Annotated in this window: 17 protein-coding genes and 1 pseudogene; 11 read left to right on the forward strand and 7 right to left on the reverse strand. The window is 73.6% G+C overall.

Annotated features, from left to right (window positions below; all coding sequences use genetic code 11):
• Nucleotides 1-153: 153 nt before the first annotated feature.
• From WA788_RS16740 to WA788_RS16760, 5 genes are all read left to right on the forward strand, one after another.
• Entirely contained in the window at nt 154-576 is a 423-nt protein-coding gene (locus WA788_RS16740; RefSeq protein WP_335978100.1) for a hypothetical protein, read from the forward strand.
• Nucleotide 577: 1 nt separating this feature from the next.
• Nucleotides 578-1171, forward strand: a complete 594-nt coding sequence (locus WA788_RS16745; RefSeq protein WP_335978102.1) for a thiol-disulfide oxidoreductase DCC family protein — start codon at nt 578-580, stop codon at nt 1169-1171.
• A 10-nt stretch (nt 1172-1181) separates the two neighbouring features.
• A complete protein-coding gene (locus tag WA788_RS16750; protein ID WP_443034049.1) occupies nt 1182-1967 on the forward strand; it encodes a TetR/AcrR family transcriptional regulator in 786 nt (261 codons plus the stop codon).
• Between the two features lie 108 nt (nt 1968-2075).
• Nucleotides 2076-3398, forward strand: a complete 1323-nt coding sequence (locus WA788_RS16755) for an AAA family ATPase (protein ID WP_335978104.1) — start codon at nt 2076-2078, stop codon at nt 3396-3398.
• A gap of 3 nt (nt 3399-3401) precedes the next feature.
• Nucleotides 3402-3875 (forward strand): hypothetical protein, encoded by a 474-nt coding sequence (locus tag WA788_RS16760; protein WP_335978106.1) that lies wholly within the window; start codon nt 3402-3404, stop codon nt 3873-3875.
• A gap of 20 nt (nt 3876-3895) precedes the next feature.
• Here WA788_RS16760 and WA788_RS16765 read toward each other — a convergent pair whose 3' ends face one another.
• A complete protein-coding gene (locus WA788_RS16765; RefSeq protein WP_335978108.1) occupies nt 3896-4210 on the reverse strand; it encodes an SCO4848 family membrane protein in 315 nt (104 codons plus the stop codon).
• 139 nt (nt 4211-4349) lie between these two features.
• On the opposite strand from WA788_RS16765, the gene WA788_RS16770 reads away from it, so the two are divergent.
• Complete coding sequence (locus WA788_RS16770) at nt 4350-5765, forward strand: D-alanyl-D-alanine carboxypeptidase family protein (RefSeq protein WP_335978110.1); 1416 nt, start codon at nt 4350-4352, stop codon at nt 5763-5765.
• Here WA788_RS16770 and WA788_RS16775 read toward each other — a convergent pair.
• From WA788_RS16775 to WA788_RS16790, 4 genes and pseudogenes are all read right to left on the reverse strand, one after another.
• Nucleotides 5674-6648, reverse strand: a pseudogene (locus tag WA788_RS16775) (YihY/virulence factor BrkB family protein); the annotation flags it as partial. The gene WA788_RS16770 and the pseudogene WA788_RS16775 overlap by 92 nt on opposite strands.
• Complete coding sequence (locus WA788_RS16780) at nt 6636-7097, reverse strand: GtrA family protein (protein WP_335978516.1); 462 nt, start codon at nt 7095-7097, stop codon at nt 6636-6638. The gene WA788_RS16780 and the pseudogene WA788_RS16775, both read right to left, overlap by 13 nt.
• Nucleotides 7098-7180: 83 nt before the next feature.
• Nucleotides 7181-8134 carry a decaprenyl-phosphate phosphoribosyltransferase gene (locus tag WA788_RS16785; RefSeq protein ID WP_335978112.1) on the reverse strand — a complete coding sequence of 318 codons (954 nt, stop codon included), beginning with the start codon at nt 8132-8134 and terminating at the stop codon, nt 7181-7183.
• Nucleotides 8131-8658 carry a phosphatase PAP2 family protein gene (locus WA788_RS16790; RefSeq protein WP_335978113.1) on the reverse strand — a complete coding sequence of 176 codons (528 nt, stop codon included), beginning with the start codon at nt 8656-8658 and terminating at the stop codon, nt 8131-8133. The genes WA788_RS16785 and WA788_RS16790 overlap by 4 nt, the downstream gene beginning before the upstream one ends.
• Before the next feature lie 303 nt (nt 8659-8961).
• Here WA788_RS16790 and WA788_RS16795 point away from each other — a divergent pair, with 303 nt between their 5' ends.
• Nucleotides 8962-10329, forward strand: a complete 1368-nt coding sequence (locus tag WA788_RS16795) for an FAD-binding oxidoreductase (protein ID WP_335978114.1) — start codon at nt 8962-8964, stop codon at nt 10327-10329.
• 16 nt (nt 10330-10345) lie between these two features.
• Entirely contained in the window at nt 10346-11107 is a 762-nt protein-coding gene (locus WA788_RS16800) for a decaprenylphospho-beta-D-erythro-pentofuranosid-2-ulose 2-reductase (RefSeq protein ID WP_335978115.1), read from the forward strand.
• Nucleotides 11108-11160: 53 nt separating this feature from the next.
• On the opposite strand, the gene rocD is transcribed toward WA788_RS16800, so the two are convergent.
• Nucleotides 11161-12342 (reverse strand): ornithine--oxo-acid transaminase, encoded by a 1182-nt coding sequence (rocD, locus tag WA788_RS16805; RefSeq protein ID WP_335978517.1) that lies wholly within the window; start codon nt 12340-12342, stop codon nt 11161-11163.
• 296 nt (nt 12343-12638) lie between these two features.
• Here rocD and trpS point away from each other — a divergent pair, with 296 nt between their 5' ends.
• From trpS to WA788_RS16820, 3 genes are all read left to right on the forward strand, one after another.
• Nucleotides 12639-13652 carry a tryptophan--tRNA ligase gene (gene trpS, locus WA788_RS16810; protein WP_335978116.1) on the forward strand — a complete coding sequence of 338 codons (1014 nt, stop codon included), beginning with the start codon at nt 12639-12641 and terminating at the stop codon, nt 13650-13652.
• Between the two features lie 192 nt (nt 13653-13844).
• Entirely contained in the window at nt 13845-14438 is a 594-nt protein-coding gene (locus tag WA788_RS16815; protein WP_335978118.1) for a 2'-5' RNA ligase family protein, read from the forward strand.
• Between the two features lie 120 nt (nt 14439-14558).
• Complete coding sequence (locus WA788_RS16820) at nt 14559-15437, forward strand: hypothetical protein (RefSeq protein WP_335978120.1); 879 nt, start codon at nt 14559-14561, stop codon at nt 15435-15437.
• On the opposite strand, the gene WA788_RS16825 is transcribed toward WA788_RS16820, so the two are convergent.
• Nucleotides 15415-15957 carry a carboxymuconolactone decarboxylase family protein gene (locus WA788_RS16825; protein ID WP_335978122.1) on the reverse strand — a complete coding sequence of 181 codons (543 nt, stop codon included), beginning with the start codon at nt 15955-15957 and terminating at the stop codon, nt 15415-15417. The genes WA788_RS16820 and WA788_RS16825 overlap by 23 nt on opposite strands.
• Between the last annotated feature and the right edge of the window lie 48 nt (nt 15958-16005).

Consider the following 16005-nt stretch of genomic DNA (forward strand, 5'->3'; position numbering starts at 1 on the left):
CCCCTCATGGGACGCCGGGCCCTTCCGCGTCCCCAACTCCCCCTACTTACGGGGCGACCCGAGCTTGAACACGTTCAAAAACAGGTCTAGCATCCTTACTGTCAGAGAGTTTTGAACAGGTTCAACAACGCTCTTCCAGGGGTGGAACGCACCATGAACCTCACCGTCCTCGCCTACGTGATCTACCTGGCGGTCAGCGTCACGCTGACGGTCTGGGTGGCCCGGACCCTCAGCCACCACGGCCGGCTCTTCCTGTCCGACGTCCTGCACGGCGACGAGAAACTGGCCGACGCGGTCAACCACCTGCTGGTGGTGGGCTTCTATCTGGTCAACCTCGGCTTCGTCGCGCTGTATCTGAAGACCGGCGACGACATCGACAACGCCCGCGGGGTCTTCGAGGCGCTGTCGGTCAAGCTCGGCGTCGTCCTGCTGGTGCTCGGCGCGATGCACCTGGGCAACGTCTACGTCCTCAACCGCTTCCGGCGCCGCGGCCTGAGCGACCGGGAGCAGTTCCCGCCCGTCGACCCGGACGACACCACGCCGACCGCGTGGGCGCCCGAGCCCGCCGGTGCCTGAGATGGCCCCCCGCACCCCGGCCGGCCGCCTCCCGCTGCGCGCGCTGACCGTCCTGTACGACCCGGACTGCGCGCTGTGCGCCTTCGTCGCGGGCTGGCTCGCCCGGCAGCGGCAACTCGTCCCGATCTCGCTGGTGCCCACCGGCTCCGCCGAGGCCCGGCGCCGCTTCCCGGCACTGGACCACGCCGCCACGGCCCGGGAGGTCACCGCGGTCGGCGACCGGGGGCAGCTCTACCGGGGCGACAGCGCCTGGATCGTCTGCCTGTGGGCGCTGGCCGGGCAGCGGCGGCTCGCGCACACCCTGACCCGTCCCGCCGGGCGGCGGATGGCCCGGGCCGCGGTGCTCGGTGCCGCGAAGTACCGCGGCGCCGCCGTCCACTCCCGGGCCGCCCGCCCGCCGGCGCGGCCGAAGGCGACGTACGGGATGGCGCCCGGCTGGACGTACGACCGCGTCACCGGCTGGTCCCAGGCGCCGGTACCGACGCCGACGCTGCCGCCTGCGCCCCCGTCTACGCCTGCGCCTGCGCCGACCGCGGCACCGCCGCCGGCACCCGGCGGGCCCTGCGCGGACGGGTGCGGGCCCGGCCCCGGATAGGCTCACCCGGGTGGAGGACACGAACGACCGCACCACCGCGAAAGCCGCCGCCGCGGGCGAGGCGGAGCCGCTGCCCGGCGGCCGGGCCAGGCCGAAGACGGGCAAGAGCGAGCAGACCCGCGCGGCCATCCTCGACACGGCGATGCGGCTGTTCCAGGAGCGCGGCTACGACAAGACCACGATGCGGGCCATCGCCCAGGAGGCCGGGGTCTCGGTCGGCAACGCCTACTACTACTTCGAGTCGAAGGAATTCCTGATCCAGGGGTTCTACGACCTGATGACGCGCGAGCACGCGCGCGACGCGGCATCCCGCATGGAGGGGGAGCGGGATTTCGCCCGGCGCCTGGAGACCGCACTGGCCTCCTGGCTGGACTGCGCGGCGGACTACCACGAGTTCGCCGCGCAGTTCTTCCGGACCGCCGCCGACCCCGACAGCTCGCTCAGCCCGTTCTCCAGCGAGTCGCACCCGGCCCGTGAGACCGCCGTCGCCCTCTTCGGCGACGTCCTGGCCGGGTCCGACCTCGCACCCAAGCTCGACACCGAACTCGCCGGCCTCCTGCCCGAGCTGCTCTGGCTGCACCTCATGGTCGTCGTCCTCTACTGGGTCTTCGACCGCACCGAGCACACCGCCCGCACCCGGGAGTTCGTCCGCCGCTCCACCCCCCTGGTGGCGCGCCTGATCTCCCTGTCCCGCTACCGCGTCTTCCGCCCCCTGGTCCGCGACGCCACCGCCCTCATCCAGGACTTCGTCCTCCCCACCCTCGGCAAGTCCCCTCTCCCCCGCAAACCGCGCTGACCGCGCCGACCGTTCGGCGTTCGGCGTTCGGCTGAGCACCGCGCGTCTCCCCGGCTACGACCGGCTACGGAAACGGTCGCCGCGGGTACTTGAGGTAGCTTGAGTCGTGTGACTTCCCAGGTGACCGCCCGGAGTATCGAAGAGGTGCGGCTGACCGCGTTCAAGAGCTTCCGCGACCAGGTCCTCCCGCTCGCACCGCTGACCACACTCATCGGCCGCAACAGCAGCGGGAAGTCCAATGCGCTCGACGGCCTCGAAGTGCTGTCCCGGCTCGCCCGTGGCGAGGACATCACCGAGGCGCTGGAGAGCCGCCGTGGTCCGGAGGGCGCCGTCCGCGGAGGGCTGACCGGATGCGCTCCGCACGGCTCCGACCATTTCTCGCTCGGATGCACTGTGCGGACGGAACGCGGACCGATCCGCCTCGACGTGACCGTCCAGGTCGAGCCCGAGGTGCAGATCATCGCGGAGCGCCTGTCCGGGCCGACCCCGAAAGGACACCAGCCCGTCCTGGTCAGCGGCGAGGCGAACCCTCAGGTCGGCGACCTGTGGGCGACCTGGCACAACGGCAAGAAGGGCCGCGATCCGAACGTGAGGTTCCGCGGCTCCCGGCTGCTGACCTCGCAACTGCCCCTGCGGGTGACGCCGGTGACGGTGGGCGGGAGGGACAGCGTGTGGTGCGCCGAGACGATGATCTCGACGCTCGAGGGCGTCTTCCACCTCGACCCCGTCCCCCACCTCATGCGCCAGTACGTCCCCTCCCGCGACAGCAACCTGCGCCGTACCGCCGAGAACCTGTCCGCCGCGGTGGGCAACATCGAGCGCACCGACCAGCGCCTCTTCCGGCGCTTGGTGGAACTGCTGCGCGGCCTCGCGGACCACGAGATCGAGACGCTCGCGGTGACCCGGTCCGACCTCGGCGACGTCATGATCGCCCTGAACGAGGGCACGCTCGGCCTCACGCCGGCCCGTGAGATGAGCGACGGGATGCTCCGCTTCCTGGCCATCACCACCTCGCTTCTCACCGGTGGAGGCGGCCTGGACCTGGGGCCTTCGACCACCGAAGAGGACGAACGCTCCCTGATGCTCGTGATCGAGGAACTGGAGAACGGCCTCCACCCGTCCCAGGCGTCGGAGGTACTCGAACTGGTCCGCCAGACCGGGGCGGCGAGCAGAGCTCAGGTGCTGATCACCACACACAGCCCGGCGCTGCTGTCCGCACTCGACGCCGAGGACCACGAGGGTGTCGTCGTCTGCTGGCGTGATCCTGACGAGGGGACCAGCCGCCTGACCCGGCTGACCGAACTGGAGGGTTACCCGGCGGCCATGGCGGCCGGCTCGCTCGGCGAGGTGGTGACGCGAGGGCGCCTCGAGACGCGCCCCCGCCGCGATCGCGACTACACCGAGTTCAACCGGCTGCTGGGAATCGGGTGACGCATGGCACGCCGGGTCGAGTTCGTCGACACCTCCATCCTCTGCAACCTGCTGAAGATCCCTGGAAAGTGCCAGGACCACGCGAAGGTGGTCGAGGAATACCAGGCCAAATGCCATGCGCGTGACTGCGACCTGCTGCTTCCGGTGACTGCGATCATCGAGACCGGCAACCACATAGCCCAACTCTCCGACGGCCGTCAGCGGCGTGCCTGTGCCCAGCTCTTCGCGGCGATGCTGCGCGCGGTCGTCGACGGAGAAGCTCCGTGGGCACTCAACGAGGTGGAGTGGAACGCCGCTCACTTGCAGTCGCTGATCAACGGCGGCCGCACCGGAAGCACCCTGATCGAGCACGCCTGCAACCAGCTCGGCTGCGGCGATCTGAACATCCTGATCGAGCGGGACCGCTACCTGGCCCGCACTTCCGGAGTGACCGCGACGGTCTGGACACTCGACGAGCTGCTTTCCTGCTACGCGTGAGCGCGGCCGGCGGTTTCGCGTCAGCGGGTGGTGGCCGGTTGCTGGGGCTCGTCCGCTGACGGGGTGGGCGGGGTGGGCTGGGGGGCGGCGGGGGTGCGGTGGAGGGTGCGCAGGGAGCGGATGCCGAGGACCCCGATCACGGTGCCCAGGACCGTGGAGGTGATCGCGAGGGCGAGGTGGATCCAGAAGTACGCGGTGGGGTGGGAGTGGTCACCGTGGTGGAAGGCGAGACCGCTGGTGTCCTTCCAGAGGTTCTTCACAAAGGTCGTCCAGACGATCCAGGACCACACCCCGAAGGCGACCAGGAACCAGGAGACGCGGCGGCTGAGCTTCATACGCACCAGTATGGGCGGAGTCCGGACGTCGACGGCGGCCGGGGGGAGGGGGTTGCGGGCGGCGGGCGTGCGAAGGGTCACGTGGCGCTCCCGGCACCCGGGGGCGCGGGCGGACGGCCGGGCCGGGTACGTTCTGCGGGTGGCCACCACAGTCTCCTCAGCCCTGAAAGCGTCCGCGGCGTCCCTGACCGCCCTCCTGCTCGGCGGGAGCGTGCTGGCCGGCACCGCGCAGGCCGCCCCCGCGACGGCGAAGACGCCCAGTCCGCCGTCGGTGATGTCGAAGGTCGGCGGCGACCGGCTGAGCCTGCCGGGCACCCAGGTCAACGCCGCCACCGGCGTGCCCGCGCTCCCCAAGGGCATCACCGCGCGCTCCTGGATCGTCACCGACGCCGAGACCGGCGAGATCCTGGCCGAGCACAACGCCCACTGGAAGCTCGCCCCGGCCAGCACCCTGAAGATGCTGCTCGCCGACATGCTGATACCCAAACTGCCGGCGTCGACCGTGCACAAGGTGGTGCCGTCGGACCTGAAGGGCATGGGCGAGGGCAGCAGCCTGGTCGGGGTCAAGGAGAACCTGACCTACACCGTCAAGGACCTGTGGCTCGGGGTCTTCCTGCGCTCGGGCAACGACGCGGTGCACGTGCTGTCCGCGATGAACGGCGGCGTCCCGGCCACCGTCGCCGACATGAACGCCGAGGCCCGCGAACTCCAGGCCGACGACACCCACGTGGTCTCCCCGGACGGCTACGACATGCCCGGCCAGGCCAGCAGCGCCTACGACCTGACGCTGTTCGCGCGCGCCGGGCTCCAGATCCCCGAGTTCCGCGAGTACTGCTCGACGCTCACCGCGCAGTTCCCCGGCGACTACAAGAAGGTCAAGAACCCCAAGAAGGGCCAGCCGAGCAAGGTCCGGGAGTCCTTCCAGATCCAGAACACCGACCGCCTGCTCAGCGGTGACTACGACCTGAAGCCGTACCAGGGCATCGCCGGGGTGAAGAACGGCGACACCACGAACGCCGGCGCCACCTACACCGGGGTCGCCCAGCGCGACGGCCGCAAGCTGCTGGTCACCGTGATGCACCCGGACCCGAAGTCGGGGCACAACGCGGTCTACCGCGAGGCGGCCTCGCTGCTGGACTGGGGCTTCAAGGCGGCGCCCACGGTCCAGCCGGTCGGCACCCTGGTGCCGCCGCTGAGCCAGGTCGCCGCGAGCAAGGCGAGCGCGCAGCCGTCCTCCGCCACGCCCCGGTCCACCGCGGCAGCGGCCCCGGTGGCCGCCTCCTCGTCCTCGCGCGGGCTGTGGACCGCGGCCGGGATCACCGCCGCGACGCTGGTGCTGCTCGCCGCGGTGATCATCGTCGTACGCCGCCGCCGTCCGCTTCCGTCCGCGGTGGCCGCCAGCGGTGCGAGCCCGACCCCGGTGTCGGCGCCGGCTCAGCGCCGGGCTCCCGATCAGGAACAGGGCCAGGAGCAGCGTCAGGAGCAGAGCCAGGAGCAGGGCCCGCGTCAGGGCCAGGCGCGGGCGAAGCGCCCTCGCGGTCTCCGGAAGCACTGACCCCGGACGGGCCCGCCCCGCCCGGCGGCCTCACCTCGCCGTACTGCGTCGCGGTCCACGCGGCGCAGTACAGCAGCAGCTTCGCCATGAAGTTGAACCACAGCAGCAGCGCGATGGGCGTGCCGAACGCACCGTAGACGTTCCGGCCCGCGACGCCCCGCAGGTAGCCGCTGAGCGCGATCTTGAGCACCTCGAAGCCGACCGCCCCGATCAGCGCCGCCACCGCGACGGCGCGGCGGGGCGGGTCGACGCCGGGCAGCAGCGTCAGCACGTACAGCAGGATCAGGAAGTCCGCGACGACCGCCAGGACGTAGCCGACGACGGCGAGCAGCACCCGGCCCGGGCCGTGGTGGTCCAGGCCGATCCGGTCGGCGGTCCAGTTGACGGCGGCGGTGGCGAACCCGGAGGCGGCGAGCGAGACCAGTACCGCGCCGCCCAGGCCCAGCAGGACGCCGCCGTCGGAGAGTTTGGCCGTGACCGGGTTGCGTTCCTCGTCGTCCTTGAGCCACACCGCCCGCAGGCAGCCGCGCAGCGAGCCGACCCAGCTGATGCCGGTGAAGAGCAGGGCGGCGGAGGCCGCGATGCCGATGGTGCCGGCGTTGGCGACCAGGCTGTTGATGTCGAGCTTGTCGGCGATCCCAGGGATCTGCTCGGTGATCCGGTGCTCCAGCTTGTCGAGCCGCCGCTGCGACAGGGTCGCGGCGCCGACCGCGGCGACCACCGCGAGCAGCGGGAAGAGCGCGAGGAAGCTGGTGAAGGTCATCGCGGCCGCCAGCCGCGTCCAGTGCACCGTCTGGAGGTGCGCGAACGCCCGCCACGCGTGGGTGCGCATCGCCCGCGCGATCCGCGGGCCGATCCACGGCAGCCGGGTCAGCCAGTCCATGTCGGGCGGTTACCCTCCCCCGCCGCCCGCACGCCCGCACGGTCCGCCGCTCCCCCGTCCGGGTGAGGCGCGGAGCCGAACACCAGCGTCCGCGTCCCCCAGAACCGCACCGCGGTCGCCAGCGCCATCCCGACCCCGGCCCCGGCGACAACGTCGGCCCGCGCGGAGGTGCAGCCGAGGACGTAGTGGGAGAAGCCGAGGCACGCCAGCTGCACCAGCGCCCCCGCGAGGTTCACCGCGAAGAAGGCGCCGAACCTGCGGGCCCGGCCGCCCCGGGCCCGGCCGCGGTAGGCGCCCAGCGCGTTGCCGGCGTACGCCACCGAGCAGCCGGCCAGGAACGACAGCGCCTTGGCGGTCAGCGGCCCCGCCCCGCCCGGCCCGCGCAGCCACACGAACAGCCCGAGGTCCACCGCGTACGCGGCGCCGCCGGCCAGCGCGAAGCCCAGCAGCTCCGGGCCGACGCCGCCTCGTACGCCGCCCCGTACCCCGACCCGTGCACCGCCCCGTACGCCGGCCCCCGCCGGGTCCCGCCTCACGAATTGACCACCGCGAGCACGTACAGCGCGCTCCACGCCACCGCGATCACCAGCAGCGGGCGGTCGCGCAGCACCACGTCCTCGGGTTCACCGGCCGCGCCGGCGTCCGCGAAGACCGCGTAGCGCAGCACCGACAGGGTGAAGGGCACCATCGACAACTGCCGCCACGGCAGCAGCCCGTGCTCGCCGCCGCTGCTCTCCAGCGCCCACAGGCAGTACGCGAGCACCGCCACGCCCGCCGCCAGCTGCCACACGAACCTCAGGTAGCCGATGGTGTACTCGCCCAGCAGCGCACGGGTGGCGGTCAGGTCGCCGTCGCGCTCAGAGACCAGGACCAGTTCGGAGTACCGCTTGGCGGCGACCATGAACAGCGCGCCGAAACCGGAGGTGATCAGGAACCAGCGCGACAGCGCGATGTCCAGCGCGAGCCCGCCGGCCATGGCGCGCATCAGGAAGCCGGTGGTGACGATCACCAGGTCGACCACGAGCATGTGCTTCAGCCGCAGGCAGTAGGCGAGTTGCATGGCCACGTAGGCGGCCAGCAGCGCCGCGGTGTGGCCGTTGCAGGCCGGCACGGCGAGGGCGGGGGCGAGGACCGCCAGCAGCGCGCCGGCGGTGTAGGCGGCCGGGACCGGGACCTGGCCGCTGGCGACCGGGCGGCGGCACTTCACCGGGTGCGCCCGGTCCGCCTCCGCGTCGCGGGCGTCGTTGATCAGGTAGACCGCGGCCGAGCAGGCGACGAAGAGCGCCAGCGCGGCCGCCAGCCGTATCGCCTCGTCCAGGCCGAGCGGCCGGGCGGCGGCGAAGGGCGCGGCGAGCACCAGCCCGTTCTTCATCCACTGCCGGGGGCGGGCGGCCCGCAGCAGGCCGGTGGCGAGCGTCCAGCCGGTGCCGGGCGCGGCGAGCACCGGCGGCGCGGGCTGCTCGATGACGACGGCGGGTTCACTCATCGCACACCCCTGTGGGTCCAGTCCCGCCCCAGGCGGGCGGTGGTCGCGCCGAGCAGCGCGCCGAAGACGACGTCGGTCGGGTAGTGGACGCCCGCGACCAGCCGGGACACGCAGACCGCGGCGGCGAGCGGGCGCAGCGGCGCGGCGGGGACGAGCGTGCCGAAGGCGAGCGCGGCCGCGGCGGAGGAGGCGGCGTGCGAGCTGGGGAAGCTGTGCCGGCCGGCGGTGCGCACCAGCGGCGCGGCGCCGGGCGGCAGTTGGGGGCGGGGGCGGCGCACCACGCGCTTGACGGCCATGCTCGCCGCGTGCGCGGCGGCGACCAGGGCGGTGGCGCGCAGCCACGCGCCGCGGCGGGCCGGGTCGGCGGCGGCGCCGGTCAGCCCGGCGGCGAGCCAGACCGCGCCGTGCTCGCCGGCCAGGGACAGGCCGCGGGCCGCGGCGGCGGCGCCGGGCCGGCGGCCGCAGCCGCGCAGCACGGCCAACAGGTCGTGGTCCGGGCGGAACACGTGATCCGGGCGGAGCACCGGCCGCACCTCCTCGTTTCCTCCGTCGGGTTTCCCGCCCCCACGCCGTCCGTGCCGCACCCTCCTCGTCGCGTCCCCTCCGGTCGGAGCGCGGCCGGAGCGCGGCCGGACCGCAGGCACGCCCCGTACGGCCCCACACGGCGCGCGAGTCATACGATTCGGCCATCGGACTGTGAATCCCTACCGTGCGGCCACCGCCCTTATCCCTACCGATCGCCCGTTACGGTGAGAAAAGCCGCATTTCCCACCGAACCTCACCCAAGAGGGCACTCCTTCGGGTTGCCCGGCGGTACGTTCACCGGCATGCCCGTACCGCTCGCGCCGGCCACCACCTCCGTCACCGGCTGGGGACGCACCGCCCCGACCGCCGCCCGGCTGCTGCGCCCGGGTACGTACGAGGAGGCCGTCGAGGCGGTACGGGCCTGCGACGACCGCGGCGCCATCGCCCGGGGCCTGGGCCGGGCGTACGGCGACGCGGCCCAGAACGCCGGCGGCGCCGTCCTGGACATGACCGCGCTGGACCGCATCCACGAGATCGACGCCGTGGGCGGCGTGGTCACCTGCGACGCGGGCGTCTCGCTGCACCGGCTGATGGAGGTGCTGCTGCCGCTCGGCTGGTTCGTGCCGGTCACCCCCGGGACCCGGTACGTCACCGTCGGCGGCGCGATCGGCGCCGACATCCACGGCAAGAACCACCACGTCTCCGGCTCCTTCAGCCGCCACGTACGGGCCTTCGAGCTGCTGACCGGCGACGGCGAGACCCGGCTGGTGACCCCCGAGGCCGAGCCCGAGCTGTTCTGGGCGACCGCCGGCGGCATGGGCCTGACCGGGGTGGTGCTGGCCGCCACCCTCCAACTGCTGCCGGTCGAGACGTCGTTGATGACCGTGGACACCGAGCGGGCCACCGACCTGGACGACCTGATGGCCCGGCTGACCGCCACCGACCACCGCTACCGCTACTCGGTGGCCTGGATCGACCTGCTCGCCCGCGGCGCCCGGACCGGCCGGGCGGTCCTCACCCGCGGCGACCACGCACCGCTGGCGGCGCTGCCGGAAAGGGCCCGCCGCGACCCGCTCGCCTTCCGCCCGCGCCGGCTGCCGGCCGCCCCGCGCCCCGCCCCCGACGGGCTGCTTGGCCGCACCAGCGTCGGGCTCTTCAACGAGCTGTGGTACCGCAAGGCGCCCCGCGAGCGCCGCGGCCAGTTGCAGAAGCTCGCCTCGTTCTTCCACCCGCTGGACGGCCTGCCCGACTGGAACCTCGTCTACGGCCGGTCCGGCTTCGTCCAGTACCAGTTCGTGGTCGGGCACGGCCAGGAGGAGACGCTGCGCTCGGTGGTGAGGCGGCTGAGCACCCGCGGCTGCCCGTCGTTCCTCGCGGTGCTCAAGCGGTTCGGGGCCGGCGATCCGGGCTGGCTCTCCTTCCCGATGGCCGGGTGGACGCTCGCGCTGGACCTCCCCGCCCGGCTGCCGGGCCTCGGCACCCTGCTGGACGAGCTGGACGAGGAGGTCGCGGCCGCCGGCGGCCGGGTCTACCTCGCCAAGGACTCCCGGCTGCGCCCGGAGACGCTCACCCGGATGTACCCGCGGCTGGACGACTTCCGTTCCCTGCGCGCCCGCTACGACCCGCGCGGCGCCATCACCTCGGACCTGGCGCGGCGGCTCGCGCTGTGACGTTGGGAGTGCGCTCATGAAGGACGCGTTCGGGGCTCCCCAGTCCCTGCTGGTGCTCGGCGGCGGCTCGGAGATCGGGCTGGCCACCGCGCGGCGGCTGATCGCCCGCAGGACCCGCCGGGTGCACCTGGCCGGGCGGCCCTCCCCCGTGCTGGACGCCGCCGCGGCCGAGCTGTCGGCGCTCGGCGCCGACGTGCACGTCACCGCCTTCGACGCGCTCGACCCGGGCAGCCACGAGGAGGTCCTCGGGAAGGTCTTCGCCGAGGGCGACATCGACATGGTGCTGGTCGCCTTCGGCGTGCTCGGCGACCAGGCGCGCGACGAGCAGGAGCCGCTGTCCGCGGTGCGGGTCGCCTCGACCAACTACACCGGGGCGGTCTCGGCGTCGCTGGTCTGCGGCGCCGCGCTCCAGCGGCAGGGGCACGGCTCGCTCGTGGTGCTCTCCTCCGTGGCCGGCGAGCGGGCCCGGCGGGAGAACTTCATCTACGGCAGCAGCAAGGCCGGGCTCGACGCGTTCACGCAAGGGCTCGGGGACGCGCTCCACCCCTGCGGGGTGCATGTGATGGCCGTACGGCCCGGATTCGTCCGGGGACGGATGACCGCGCACCTGCCCGCGGCGCCGTTCGCGACCACCCCCGAGGCCGTGGCCGAGGCCATCGAGGCGGGCCTGCGCCGCCGCTCCGAAATCATCTGGGTGCCGGGCCGCCTCCGCCCGGTCATGTCCGCCCTGCGCCACCTCCCCCGCCCCCTCTTCCGCCTCATCACCACCCCCCGCTGACCCGCTGTGCCGGGAGGTGGCGGGGCTGCTCTGGTGAGGGGGGCGGGGTCTGGTCAGGTAAGGGCCTCGCGGAGGCGGGACAGGGACCAGGTGAGGTCGTCCTCGGTGATGGTCAGCGGGGGAGCGAGGCGGATGGTGGAGCCGTGGGTGTCCTTGGCCAGGACGCCGCGCTCGAGGAGCCGCTCGGTGAGGGCGCGGCCGGTGCCGAGGGAGGGGTCCACGTCGAGCCCGGCCCACAGCCCGCGGCCGCGTACCGCGGTGAGCAGGCCGTCGGACCGCAGGGCCGCCAGCTCGCGGTGGAGCAGGTCGCCGAGTTCCGCGGCCCGCTGCTGGTACTCCCCGGTGCGGAGCATCGCCACGACCTCGATGCCGACCGCACACGCCAGCGGGTTGCCGCCGAAGGTGGAACCGTGCTCGCCCGGGTGGAAGACGCCGAGCACGTCGCGGGAGGCGACCACCGCGGAGACCGGTACGACCCCGCCGCCCAGCGCCTTCCCGAGGACGTACATGTCCGGCACCACGTCCTCGTGCTCGCACGCGAAGGTGCGGCCGGTACGGCCCAGCCCGGACTGGATCTCGTCCGCGACGAAGAGCACCCCGCGCTCGGCGGTGAGCTGCCGCACCCCGGCGAGGTAGCCCGGCGGGGGCACCAGCACCCCCGCCTCGCCCTGGATCGGCTCGATCAGCACCGCCACGGTGTCGTCGTCGACCGCGGCCCGCATCGCGTCGAGGTCGCCGTACGGGACGACCGTGAACCCCGGGGTGTACGGGCCGAAGTCCGCGCGGGCCTCGGGGTCGGTGGAGAAGCTGACGATGGTGGTGGTGCGGCCGTGGAAGTTCCCCTCGGCGACGACGATCTTCGCCCGGCCGTCCGGCACGCCCTTGACCTGGTACCCCCACTTGCGGGCGGTCTTGACCGCGGTCTCCACCGCCTCCGCCCCGGTGTTCATCGGCAGCACCATGTCCTTGCCGCACAGCTCGGCCAGCCCGCGGCAGAACTCGGCGAAGCGGTCGTGGTGGAAGGCCCTGGAGGTGAGCGTCACCCGGTCCAGCTGGGCCTTGGCGGCGGCGATCAGCCGCGGGTTGCCGTGGCCGAAGTTGAGCGCCGAGTACCCGGCGAGCATGTCGACGTACCGGCGGCCCTCGACGTCGGTCACCCACGCGCCCTCCGCGGCGGAGATGACGACGGGCAGCGGGTGGTAGTTGTGGGCGCTGCACTCCTCGACGACCGCGATCTCGCGGTCGGTCGCCGCGTGGTCGGCGGTGCCGGTCTGCTCGCCTGCGGCCGGTTCGCTGCCCGGGGCCGGGCGGGCGGGGGCGTCGTTCGTCACGTGCGTACTCCGTTCGTCGTGCGTCAGGAGCCAGGGCCAGCCTGGGAGCGGGCGGGGGTGGTGCCCTGCTTCCATGGTCGCGCACGGCGGTCCCGGTGGAAACTCCCCCGACCGCGCCCCCGGGCCGGCCCGCGCGGCGCGCCCCGGCGGGCGGCGCTCAGGGGTGTGGGAGCAGGTCCGCGGCCTGAGAGAATGGGGGTATGGCCAACCTGCGACCTCGTGCCCTGTCCGGCATCCAGCCCACTGCCAGCTCCTTCCACCTCGGCAACTACCTGGGTGCGATCCGGCAGTACGTCTCGATGCAGGAGACCCACGACGCCTTCTACATGGTCGTGGACCTGCACGCGATCACCGTGCCGCAGGACCCGGCGACGCTGCGCGCCAACACCCGGCTGGCCGCCGCGCAGCTGCTGGCCGCGGGCCTGGACCCGGACCGCTGCACGCTCTTCGTGCAGAGCCACGTGCCCGAGCACGCGCAGCTCGGCTGGCTGATGAACTGCATCACCGGCTTCGGCGAGGCGTCCCGGATGACGCAGTTCAAGGACAAGTCCGCCCGGCAGGGCGCCGACAGCACCACCGTCGGCCTCTTCACGTACCCGATCCTCCAGGTCGCCGACATCCTGCTCTACCAGGCCGACGCGGTGCCGGTCGGCGAGGACCAGCGGCAGCACATCGAGCTGACCCGCGACCTGGCCGAGCGGTTCAACGGGCGGTACGGCGAGACCTTCAACCTGCCCGCGGCGCACATCGTGCGCGAGGTGGCGAAGATCTACGACCTCCAGGACCCGGCGGCGAAGATGAGCAAGTCCGCGGCCTCGGCCAAGGGTCTGGTCAACCTGCTCGACGAGCCGAAGGCGTCGGCGAAGAAGTTCCGCAGCGCGGTCACCGACACCGACACGGTCATCCGGTACGACGAAACGGAGAAGCCGGGCATCAGCAACCTGCTCAGGATTCACTCCGCCCTCACTGGCACCGGAATCGCCGAACTGGAGGAGCAATACGCGGGCAAGGGCTACGGTGCGCTCAAGACCGACCTCGCGGAGATCTTCGTGGCGTGGGTCACACCGTTCCGTGAGCGCACGCAGGAGTACCTGGGGGACCCCGAGACGTTGGACTCCGTTCTGGCCAAGGGAGCCGAGAAGGCCCGGACCGTCGCCGCCGAGACGCTGGCGCTGGCGTACGACCGGATCGGCTTCCTCCCGGCGAAGCACTGACGCCGCGGCCGTCCCGCGGCTGTGACAGTAGTCGGATCGGGCTGTGACGTACGTCGCGGTCCGGTTCGTCCGCGTGCGCGCGACACTGAGCAGGACGACCGAGCAGGGCACAAGCAGCACACAGCAGGAGCACGCGGGCGGCCGGCCGCGGGGCCCTGCGGCGGAGCGGCGACCCGGGGAGAGGTGAACGCAGTGGGTACCACCACCATCGGCGTGTCCATCGCGGTCCCGGAGCCGTACGGACGGCTGTTGCAGGACCTGCGGGCCGGGTTCGGCGACCCCGCGGCCCACGCGATCCCCACGCATGTGACGCTCCTGCCGCCCACCGAGCTCGCCCGCGAGGAGCTGCCCCGCTTCGGCCGGCACCTCGCCCGGGTCGCCGCGGACGGGCGGCCGTTCACCATGCGGCTCGACGGCACCGCGACCTTCCGGCCCGTCTCGCCCGTGGTGTACCTGCGCATCGCCGAGGGCGGTACGGACTGCGGCGCCCTCCAGGAGCAGGTCCGCTCCGGCCCCGTCGCCCGCGAGCTCCAGTTCCCGTACCACCCGCACGTCACCGTGGCCCACGGCATCTCCGACGACGCCATGGACCGCGCCCAGGCCGCCCTCGCGGACTTCACCGCCGACTGGACCGCCTCCGGCTTCGCCCTCTACGAACAGGGCCGCGACGACGTCTGGCGCCAACTGCGCGTCTACCCCTTCGGCACCGAGCCCCTCCCCCCGCTCCCCCACCAGCACACCTCCGCGGCCACCCAACCCTCCCGCATCCCCCGCCCCGTCGCCTGAGGCCCGCACGTATCCAGGGGCGCGGGGAACGGCGCGACCAGCCCCCACCGGCAGGTGGTCCCGGAGCCGACAGAACCGGGCAACCCGGGGGGTCAGGGGCGCCCCCGATAACATCGGCAGATGCTGACCGGACTGCTGGCGGCGCTCGGCGCCGCGTTGTGTTTCGGCGCGGCCACCACCCTCCAGGCGAAGGCCGCGCGGTCAGCGCGGGGCGGCGGCGCGGCGGGCCTCCTCGTGGCGGCGCTCCGCCAGGCCCCGTACCTCGCGGGCCTGGCCCTGGACGGCGCCGGCTTCGTGCTGGAAGTCGTCGCGCTGCGCGCGCTGCCGGTCTACACGGTGGGCGCGGCGCTGGCCGCGAGCCTGGCGGTCACCGCGGTACTCGCCGCCCCGCTGCTGGGCGCGCGGCTCGCCCGCGGGGAGTGGGCCGGGGTGGCCACCGTGTGCGGCGGGCTCGCCCTGCTGGCGCTGGCCTCGGGCGGGGAGGGCCCCGGCCACGGCGGGGGCGCGCTGCGCTGGGGCACTCTGGCGGCGGCGCTGGCCGTACTGGCGCTGGGCACGGTGCCCGCGGCACGGCTGCCGCGGCGGGCGCGGGCCGCGCTGCTCGGCCTGGGCGCGGGCCTGGGCTTCGGAGTCGTCGAGGTCGCGGTCAGGCTGCTGGACCCGGTCACGCCGAAGGCGCTGGCGGCGAACCCGGCGTCGTACGCCCTGCTGGTCGGCGGCGGGGCCGCATTCCTGCTGCTGACCTCGGCGCTGCACCAGGGCTCGGTCACCGCGGCCACCGCGGGGATGGTGCTGGGCGAGACGGTCGGCCCCGCGCTGGTCGGGGTGCTGGCACTGCACGACCGCACCCGGGACGGCTGGGCGCCCGCGGCCGCGGCCGGTTTCGTACTGGCGGTGGCCGGCGCGCTGGCGCTGGCCCGCTACGGGGAGGGCGGCCCGCCGGCGGAGGCCGCCGGCAGCACCCGCCCGGAAGGGGTCACGCTCGGGTCCGGGGGCTGAGCCGGCAGGTGACGCCGATCCGGTTCCAGGCGTTCATCGTCACGCACAGGGCGATCAGCCGGGGCAGTTCGGTGCCGTCGAAGAGCGCGGCGGCGCTGTCGTAGGCGGCGTCGGCGACGCCGTGCGGGCCGAGCGCGGTGACGGCCTCGGCCAGTTCGAGGGCGGCGCGTTCGCGGGCGGTGAAGAACGGGGTCTCCCGCCACACCGTCAGCCCGGTGAGCTTCTGCTCGGTGATGCCGAGCGCGCGGGCGGCGGCGCTGTGCTCGTCCACGCAGTACGCGCAGCCGTTGAGCTGCGAGACGCGTACCCGCACCAGTTCGCGGACGACCGGGTCGAGCCCGGCGGTCGCGGCCTTGTCCAGGCTGATCATGGCCCGGTAGAAGTCGGGCGCGGCGGCGTTCAGGTCGATCCGGCGCGGCGGGGCGGGCACGGTGGCGTCACCGGCGGGGGCCGGGTGGCCGGTCGGGGTGCCGGTCGGGTTGTCGGTCGGGGCAGAGGCGGTCGGCTCGGAAGTGCTCATGCCTTCAACGTAGCCGCGAAGTGGCCCCGTCCCGTGGTCCACTTGACC

The organism is Streptomyces sp. CA2R106 (assembly GCF_037034245.1).
Taxonomy (GTDB): Bacteria; Actinomycetota; Actinomycetes; order Streptomycetales; family Streptomycetaceae; genus Actinacidiphila.